8 protein-coding genes and 1 pseudogene are annotated in these 8664 nt (G+C 74.0%); 8 read left to right on the top strand and 1 reads right to left on the bottom strand.

Translation table 11 applies throughout. From position 1 onward, the window contains the following. Both ACFULQ_RS15805 and cobI read left to right on the top strand, forming a co-directional pair. Window positions 1–661 (top strand): annotated as a pseudogene (locus ACFULQ_RS15805) (cobyrinic acid a,c-diamide synthase); the annotation flags it as partial. Further along, window positions 658–1410 carry a precorrin-2 C(20)-methyltransferase gene (gene cobI / locus ACFULQ_RS15800; protein WP_383543577.1) on the top strand — a complete coding sequence of 251 codons (753 nt, stop codon included), beginning with the start codon at window positions 658–660 and terminating at the stop codon, window positions 1408–1410. The pseudogene ACFULQ_RS15805 and the gene cobI, both read left to right, overlap by 4 nt. 20 nt (window positions 1411–1430) lie before the next feature. On the opposite strand, the gene ACFULQ_RS15795 is transcribed toward cobI, so the two are convergent. Next, a complete protein-coding gene (locus ACFULQ_RS15795) occupies window positions 1431–2159 on the bottom strand; it encodes a ZIP family metal transporter (protein ID WP_383543574.1) in 729 nt (242 codons plus the stop codon). Between the two features lie 105 nt (window positions 2160–2264). Between ACFULQ_RS15795 and cobM the strand changes: the two genes are divergently transcribed. The 6 genes from cobM to cobC are packed head-to-tail and all read left to right on the top strand — an operon-like array spanning window position 2265 to window position 8621. Further along, window positions 2265–3086: a precorrin-4 C(11)-methyltransferase gene (gene cobM / locus ACFULQ_RS15790; RefSeq protein ID WP_383543572.1), complete on the top strand. Its 822-nt coding sequence runs from the start codon at window positions 2265–2267 to the stop codon at window positions 3084–3086. Next, on the top strand, window positions 3083–4360 hold the full coding sequence (gene cbiE, locus ACFULQ_RS15785) for a precorrin-6y C5,15-methyltransferase (decarboxylating) subunit CbiE (protein ID WP_383543569.1): 1278 nt from the start codon (window positions 3083–3085) through the stop codon (window positions 4358–4360). Before cobM ends, cbiE begins: the two co-directional genes overlap by 4 nt. Then, entirely contained in the window at window positions 4357–6048 is a 1692-nt protein-coding gene (cobJ, locus tag ACFULQ_RS15780) for a precorrin-3B C(17)-methyltransferase (RefSeq protein ID WP_383543566.1), read from the top strand. The genes cbiE and cobJ overlap by 4 nt, the downstream gene beginning before the upstream one ends. Then, window positions 6045–6635, top strand: a complete 591-nt coding sequence (locus tag ACFULQ_RS15775) for a precorrin-8X methylmutase (protein WP_383543564.1) — start codon at window positions 6045–6047, stop codon at window positions 6633–6635. The genes cobJ and ACFULQ_RS15775 overlap by 4 nt, the downstream gene beginning before the upstream one ends. Further along, window positions 6632–7561 (top strand): sirohydrochlorin chelatase, encoded by a 930-nt coding sequence (locus tag ACFULQ_RS15770; protein ID WP_383543561.1) that lies wholly within the window; start codon window positions 6632–6634, stop codon window positions 7559–7561. The genes ACFULQ_RS15775 and ACFULQ_RS15770 overlap by 4 nt, the downstream gene beginning before the upstream one ends. Continuing rightward, window positions 7551–8621 (top strand): Rv2231c family pyridoxal phosphate-dependent protein CobC, encoded by a 1071-nt coding sequence (gene cobC / locus ACFULQ_RS15765; RefSeq protein ID WP_383543558.1) that lies wholly within the window; start codon window positions 7551–7553, stop codon window positions 8619–8621. The genes ACFULQ_RS15770 and cobC overlap by 11 nt, the downstream gene beginning before the upstream one ends. Window positions 8622–8664: the final 43 nt, after the last annotated feature.

Raw genomic sequence — 8664 nt, 5'->3', positions numbered from 1 at the left:
CCCAGACCCCCATCGGCCCGAAGGGCCTCGTCCTCAAACGCCGGACGGGCTGGATCCAACTCCCGTCGTCGCCGTCGCCGGCGGACCCGCCTTCACCTTCTCCTACGCCGAGCACTCCGAGCTGCTCGCCGCCGCCGGTGCCGAGGTCGTCGTCTTCGACCCCCTCCGGGACGAGCAACTGCCCGACGGGACCGCAGGGTTGGTCATCGGCGGTGGTTTCCCCGAGGTCTACGCCGCCGAGCTGTCCGCCAACGAACCCCTCCGCAAAGCCGTCTCCGCCCTCGCGGAGACCGGCGCTCCCGTCGCCGCCGAGTGTGCCGGTCTGCTGTATCTGTGCCGGGAGCTGGACGGGCAGCCCATGGCCGGGGTCCTCGATGCCGACGCGCGGATGACGGACGCGCTCACGCTCGGGTACCGCGACGCCGTGGCCGTCAGTGACAGTTCGCTCGCCGTGGCCGGGACCCGGATGCGGGGGCACGAGTTCCACCGGACCGTGGTGGAGCCCGGCGCCGGGGACGTCGCCGCCTGGGGCGTGCGCACGCCTCAACGGCGGCTCGAAGGATTCGTACAGCGCGGTGTGCACGCGAGCTATCTGCACACGCACTGGGCCTCGGAGCCCGGTGTCGCCCGTCGGTTCGTGGAGAGGTGCCGGACGTCATGAGCAGCAGCAGGTTGATCGGGGTCGGGGTCGGGCCCGGGGATCCGGAGCTGGTGACCGTCAAGGGGGTCAACGCCCTGCGCGCCGCCGACGTGGTCGTCGTACCCGTCATGGCTGCATCTGATGGAAAAGACGGCGGGGAGCGGGGGCGGGCCGAGGCCACCGTGCTGCACTACGTGCCGCGGGAGAAGGTCCTCCGGGTCGTCTTCGCCCTCAACGAGCGCAGCGACCACGGCCGGCGCGAGGCCGCCTGGGACGCCGCCGGAGAGCGGGTCGCCGAGCTGCTGCGGGCCCACGGCCGCGTCGCCTTCGCCACCATCGGCGACCCCAACGTGTACTCCACCTTCACCTATCTCGCGCACACCATCGGCGAGCTGGTCCCCGACGTGGTCGTCGAGACCGTGCCCGGCATCACCGCCATGCAGGATCTCGCGGCCCGCTCGGGTGCCGTGCTGACCGAGGGCACCGAGCCGCTCACGCTGGTGCCGGTCACCGCGGGGGCCGCCGTGCTGAAGGACGCGCTCAACGGTCCGGGGACCGTCGTCGCCTACAAGTTCGGGCGGCAGGCCGCCGAGGTGGCCGAGGCGCTGCGGCAGACCGGGCGGATCGAGGACGCCGTATGGGGATCGGCGCTGGGGCTGGACGGCGAGTCCATCCGGTCGGCCGCCGAGCTCGACGGGGCTCCCCTGCCGTATCTCTCCACGCTCATCGCGCCCGCCCGGCGCGACGGCACCCGGGGTGGGAAATTGTGATCCCCCTCAGAGTCCCGGCGTCAGCCCGCCAGGCCCACCACCAACCAGATGAAGCCCACCCCCGCGACCGTGCACAGCAGGGTCGAGCGGGCGGGGTGTTCGTGGTGGGCCTCCGGGAGGATCTCGGCCGCGGCGAGGTAGAGGAGCGCGCCGCCGAAGAGGCCGAGATAGCAGCCGAGCAAGGTCTCCGGGATGGTCACGAAGGTGGTGGAGGCCGCGCCCAGCACCGGGGCCACCGCGTCCGCGAACAGCATGATCAGGGCTTTGCGGCGGGCGTTCCCGTACAGGCTCGTGATCGTGTACGTGTTGAAGCCGTCCGCGAAGTCGTGGGCGACGACGGCCAGCGCGACCGCCGTGCCCATGCCGCCGCCCACCTGGAAGGCGGCGCCGATCGCCACGCCGTCCATCGCGCTGTGGCCGACCATCGCGGCGGCGGCCGTCAGCCCCACCTCGGGGACCCGGCCGTCGTGCTCGTCGCCGCCGTGCGCGGCCTGGCGGGCGGCCAGCAGACGTTCCACCAGATGGGCCAGCAGGAAGCCGGCCACGAACAGCAGCAGGGCCGCGGGCACGCCGAAGACCTCGTCGCCGGCCGCGTGCAGCGCCTCCGGCAGCAGGTCCAGGCCGACCACACCGAGCATCAGTCCGCCGGCCAGGCCCAGGACCAGGTGACGGCGGTCGGTCACCCGCTGTGCCGTCCAGCCGCCGGCCAGCGTCATCAGGAACGCGCCGAGCGCTACGAAGACCGCCATAGGGCCTTGGTATCCGATCAACCCCCGTTCGCGCACATCCGGCCACCGCGCCGACCGCAGCCGTAAGACCTTTCCCGACCTTTTGTGATGAGAGGACCGATTTCCATGGCCGATGCCCCCACCGGCAAGGTGACCTTCGTCGGTGCCGGCCCCGGCGCCGCCGACCTGCTGACGTTCCGTGCCGCGCGCGCCATCGCCGAGGCCGACGTCGTGATCTGGGCCGCGAGCCTGGTGCAGGCGGAGGTCCTCGAACACGCCCGCGAGGACGCGGAGATCCTCGACTCGGCGACCATGTCGCTGGAGGACGTCGTCGCGGTCTACGAGCGGGCCCACGGGGCCGGGCTCAAGGTGGCGCGCATCCACTCCGGCGACCCCGCCCTGTGGGGCGGCACGCAGGAGCAGCTCGACCGGTGCGCTGCGATCGGCGTGGCGACCGAGGTCGTGCCCGGGGTCTCCGCCTTCTCGGCCGTGGCCGCGCTCGCGCAGCGGGAGCTGACCATCCCCGAGGTCGCGCAGTCCGTCGTGCTCACCCGGCTCGGCGGCGGCAAGACGCCGATGCCGCCCGGCGAGGAGGTGCGGGAGTTCGCCAAGCACGGCACCACGATGGCCGTCTTCCTGTCCGCCGCGCGCAGCGGGCAGCTGGTGCGGGAGCTGCTGGAGGGCGGCTATCCGACCTCCACCCCGGTCGTGGTGGCCTACCAGGCGACCTGGCCGGAGGAGCTGATGGTGCGCTGCACGATCGGCACGCTGGAGGAGACGGTCAAGGAGCACAAGCTCTGGAAGCACACGCTGTTCCTGGTGGGCCCGGCGCTGGACGCCGAGGGGACGCGGTCGCACCTCTACCACCCCGGGCACTTCCACGGGTACCGCAAGGCCGACCCGGAGGCGCGGCGGGCGTTGCGGGCGGCGAAGGGTGCCGGCACGTGATCACGATCGTGGGTACGGGGGTGTCGGCGGCGCCCGCGGAGGCGCTCGCCGGGGCCGGGCTGGTCGTGGGCGGGCGGCGGCATCTGGACGCGGCGGCGATTCCCGCGGAGGCCGAGCGGGTCGTTCTCGGGCCGCTGGCACCGGCGTTGGACGTCATCGAACGGCATTTCGACAAGGGGAGCCGGGTCGTCGTGCTGGCTTCCGGTGATCCCGGGTTCTTCGGGATCGTGCGGGTGCTGGCGGAGCGGTTCGGTTCCGGTGCGTTGGATGTGCGGCCGGGGGTGTCCTCCGTGGCCGCGGCGTTCGCTCGGGTGGGGGTGCCCTGGGATGACGCGGTGGTGGTCAGTGCGCATGGGCGGGATATGCGGACGGCGGTGAATGTGTGCCGGGCGCGGGGGAAGGTGGCGGTGCTTACGGGGCCGGGGGCCGGGCCTGCGGAGCTGGGTGCCGCGTTGGGTGATCGGGCGGGTGCGGCGCCGTTGGGGCTGGTCGCGCAGTTCCCCGCGCCCCTGAAGCGCGTTCTCGTGGTCGCCTCCGACCTTGGTACCGGCGATGAACGGGTCGAACGGGTCAGCCCTGCTGAAGCTGCCGCTCGGGACTGGGGTTCCGGTGTGAGTGTCGTTCTCTGTCTCGACGAGTCTCGGGCTCTCGGCGGTGTGCGCACCGTCGCCGGGCCTCCCCCAGCCCCCTCTCAATGGGCCCTGGAAGAAGGTGAGTTCGCTCACCGTGACTCCATGATCACCAAGTTCGAGGTGCGGGCGCTCGCGCTGGCCCGGCTGGGGCCCCGGCTCGGTGAGCTCGTCTGGGACGTCGGGGCCGGGTCCGGGTCCGTGGCTGTGGAGTGTGCGCGGCTGGGGGCCGCCGTCGTCGCCGTCGAGAAGGCCGCCGACGGAGTCGAGCGCATCCGGGCCAACGCGGCCGCGCACGGGGTCGACGTACAGGTCGTCCACGGGTCGGCGCCGGACGCGCTCGCCGAACTCGACGACCCCGACGCCGTGTTCATCGGCGGTGGCGGGCGCGAACTGCCCGGGATCGTCGCCGTGTGCGCGCGGCGGGCTCGGCGCAGTGTCGTCGTCGCCATGGCCGCGCTCGACCGGGTGCCGGCCGTGCGCGCGGCCCTCACCGACACCGGGTTCGACTGCGAGGGTGTCCTGTTGCAGTCGTCCCGGCTCGCGCCGCTGCCGGGTGACGTGACCCGGCTCGCCGCGACCAATCCGGTTTTCCTGCTGTGGGGCGTCAGAAACCCCGCGTATCGAGAGGGAGTTGCTCAGTGATCGGCCTTATTTCCGCCACCGCGGCGGGGGCGGCGGCGTGCGACCGGCTGGCCGCGGCCTGGCCGGACCGCACGCGCGGGTACGACGGACCCGTGGGGGACGCCGTGCGCCGGGCGTTCGCGGAGTGCGAGCAGCTGGTGTGTTTCCTGGCGACGGGAGCGGTCGTCCGGCTGATCGCGCCGCTGCTCGGCGACAAGGTGTCCGACCCGGGTGTGGTGTGTGTCGACGAGGGCGGCCGGTTCGCCGTGTCCCTGGTCGGCGGACATGGCGGCGGTGCCAATGAACTCGCCCGCGAGGTCGGTGGGTTGCTGGGTGCCGAGCCCGTGGTGACGACGGCGACCGACGCGGTGGGGGTGCCGGGGCTGGACACCCTCGGACTGCCCGTGGAGGGCGCGGTGGCGGCAGTGTCGCGGGCTCTCCTGGACGGCGACCCGGTCGCCCTGCACAACGAGTCGGGCTGGCCGCTGCCTCCCCTGCCGGTCACCGGGGAGGGCGCGTACGGCATCCGCGTCACGGACCGGCTCGTCGAGCCCTCCGAGCGGGAGGTCGTGCTGCGTCCGCCCACCCTCGTGGTCGGCGTCGGCGCCTCCAAGGGCGCGCCCGCCGAGGAGGTGCTGGAGCTGATCGAGGGCGCGTTGCGCGAGGCCGGGCTGTCCGCCCGTAGTGTCGCCGCACTCGCCACCGTGGACGCCAAGGCCGAGGAGCCGGGGATCGTGGCGGCGGCCGAACGGCTCGGGGTGCCTCTGGTCACCCACTCCGCCGAGGAGTTGGCGGCCGTCGAGGTCCCGAACCCGTCCGAGGCGCCCCTCGCCGCCGTGGGCACTCCCTCGGTAGCGGAGGCCTCGGCGCTCGTGGGGGGCGGTGAACTCCTCGTCCCCAAGCGGAAGTCCGTCCGCGCGGACGGGGCGCCCGCCATGGCGACCTGTGCGGTCGTACGGCGTCCCGCGCGCGGGCGGCTCGCGGTCGTCGGGCTCGGTCCCGGCGCCCGGGACCTGCTGACGCCCCGCGCGAAGGCGGAACTCCGGCGCGCTGCCGTGCTGGTGGGGCTCGACCAGTACGTCGACCAGATCCGCGATCTGCTGCGGCCCGGCACCCGGGTCCTGGAGTCGGGGCTCGGCGCCGAGGAGGAGCGGGCGCGCACGGCTGTCGAGGAGGCCCGCAAGGGTCAGGCGGTCGCGCTCATCGGCAGCGGGGACGCGGGGGTGTACGCGATGGCCTCGCCCGCGCTCGCCGAGGCCTCCGACGACATCGACGTGATCGGCGTCCCGGGGGTGACCGCGGCGCTCGCGGCGGCCGCGATCCTGGGGGCCCCGCTGGGCCACGACCACGTGTCCATCAGCCTGTCCGACCTGCACACCCCCTGGGAGGTCATCGAGCGGCGGGTGCGGGCGGCGGCCGAGGCGGACATCGTGGTCACCTTCTACAACCCCCGCTCCCGGGGCCGGGACTGGCAGCTGCCAAAGGCGCTGGCGATCATCGCCGGGCACCGGGAGCCGGCCACGCCGGTCGGTGTCGTACGGAACGCGTCGCGGCCGGACGAGTCCGCGCGGCTGACGACCCTGGCCGCGCTCGACCCGGCGACGGTCGACATGATGACGGTCGTGACCGTGGGCAACACGGCGACCCGTGACATCGCGGGGCGCATGGTGACCCCACGCGGCTACCGCTGGCAGGAGGGCACCAAGTGAACCGTGTCGTCCACCCGATCGAGGTGGAGTCCTACCGGCGGCTGCGCGCCCGTCTGGACACCTCGCACTTCCCGCCGCTGACCCGGGCGGTGGTGGAGCGGGTCATCCACTCCGCCGCGGATCTGGAGTACGCCACCGATCTCGTCATGGACGAGGGCGAGTTGGAGAAGGCGCATGCCGCGCTGCACGCCGGCGCGCCCGTCGTCACGGACGTGGAGATGGTCGCGGCCGGGATCACCCGCCGGGAGACCGTCTGCCGTCTGAAGGACGCCAAGTCCGGCCCGGGGCTGACCCGTTCGGCCCACGCCATCCGGCTGGCCCACGAGCAGGTCGGCCCGGGGGCGATCTGGGTGATCGGCAACGCCCCCACCGCGCTGGAGGAGTTGCTGACCCTGGACGCGGCCCCGGCGCTCGTCATCGGGCTGCCCGTCGGCTTCGTCGGCGCGGTCGAGTCCAAGGCCGCGCTGCGCGCGAGCGGGCTGCCCGCCGTGAGCAACGTGTCCGAGAAGGGCGGTTCGGCGGTCGCCTCGGCCGCGCTCAACGCCCTGCTGTACCACCCCACCCACCCCTCTGAGGAGACATCGTGACCACCCCGCCGCCCGCCCTGCTCATCGCCGGTCATGGCACCCGGGACGACGCCGGGGCCGAGGCGTTCCGCGACTTCGTCCGGCAGCTGGGGGACCGCCGTCCCGATCTGCCCGTCGCGGGCGGCTTCATCGAGCTGTCCCCGCCGCCGCTCACCGAGGCGGTGGGCGAGCTGGTGGAGCGCGGGGTCCGCCGGTTCGCCGCGGTACCGCTGATGCTGGTGTCCGCCGGACACGCCAAGGGGGACATCCCCGCCGCGCTGGCCCGCGAGAAGGAGCGGCACCCCGGGATCTCGTACACCTACGGCCGTCCGCTGGGCCCGCACCCGGCGCTGCTGAACGTGCTGGAGCGCCGCCTCGACGACGCGCTGGGCGCCCCCGGGGGCCGCGCGCCCGGCGACCGGGCGGAGGTGACCGTGCTGCTCGTCGGCCGCGGCTCCACGGATCCCGACGCCAACGCCGAGGTGTACAAGGCGGCCCGGCTGCTGTGGGAGGGGCGCGGATACGCGGGCGTGGAGACGGCGTTCGTGTCGCTGGCCGCGCCGGACGTGCCGAGCGGGCTCGACCGGTGTGCGGCGCTGGGCGCGAAGCGGATCGTGGTGCTCCCCTACTTCCTGTTCACCGGGATCCTGCCGGACCGAGTGAAGCAGCAGACCGAGGGGTGGGCGGCCGCGCACCCGGAGGTCGAGGTGCGCTCGGCGGAGGTGATCGGTCCGGAGCCGGAGCTGCTCGACCTGGTGCTGGAGCGGTACGAGGAGGCCGTCAAGGGCGACCTCCGGATGAACTGCGACACGTGCGTGTACCGCATCGCGCTGCCCGGGTTCGAGGACAAGGTGGGTATGCCGCAGCAGCCGCACTTCCACCCGGACGACGACGGCCACCATCACCACCACGGACACCACCACGGCGCGCACACCCATGCGCACTGACCGGACCGGGGGGCCCGACCTGCGGCACCACGGCGACGCCGAGGTCCGTGACGACGGGGCCCGGCTCACGGACCTCGCCGTGAACGTCCGTGCGGACACTCCCCCGGCGTGGCTGCGGGAGCGCATCGCCGGGGCGCTGGCCGGGCTGGCCGCGTATCCCGACGGGCGTGAGGCGCGGGCGGCGGTGGCGGCCCGGCACGAGGTGCCGGTGGAGCGGGTGCTGCTGACCGCGGGGGCCGCCGAGGCGTTCGTGCTGCTCGCCCGCGGCCTGACGATCCGTCACGCGGTCGTGGTGCACCCGCAGTTCACCGAGCCGGAGGCGGCGCTGCGGGACGCCGGGCACGCGGTCGAGCGGGTGCTGCTGCGGGAGGAGGACGGCTTCCGGCTCGATCCGGCGGCCGTCCCCGAGGACGCCGACCTGGTGGTCGTGGGCAACCCGACCAATCCCACGTCGGTCCTGCACCCGGCCGCCACGATCGCCGAACTGGCGCGTCCTGGGCGGACGTTGGTGGTGGACGAGGCGTTCCTGGACGCGGTGCCGGGTGAGCGCGAGGCGCTGGCCGGGCGGACGGACGTGCCCGGTCTGGTCGTCCTGCGCAGCCTGACGAAGACCTGGGGTCTGGCCGGTCTCCGGATCGGTTACGTCCTCGCCGACCCGGAGACCGTCGCCGCCCTGGAGCGGGCCCAGCCCCTGTGGCCGGTCTCCACCCCGGCCCTCGCCGCTGCCCGGGCCTGCATGGAGCCGCGGGCCCTGGCGGAGGCCGCCCACGCGGCCCACCGCGTCGCCACCGACCGGGCCCATCTCGTCGCCGGGCTAAGGGAGTTCGCCCCGGACGGGCTCCGGGTGACCGAGCCGGCGGCGGGCCCCTTCGTCCTCGTACGACTGCCCGGGGCGGTGGCCGTACGACGGCATCTGCGCGATCTGGGTTTCGCGGTGCGGCGCGGAGACACGTTCCCGGGGCTCGGCGAGGAGTGGCTGCGGCTCGCGGTGCGGGACCGGGCGACGGTGAACCGGTTCCTACAGGCGCTGGACCAGGCGGTGACGCTGAGCAAGGGCTGAGGGCGGGGGTCTCAGGAGCTCACCGGCTGCTGAGGGCAGGGGC

The organism is Streptomyces sp. NPDC057253, assembly GCF_042669125.1.
GTDB lineage: Bacteria > Actinomycetota > Actinomycetes > Streptomycetales > Streptomycetaceae > Streptomyces.
Note: the sequence above shows the minus strand (reverse complement) of the source record. Positions and strands in the feature narration are given on the sequence as shown.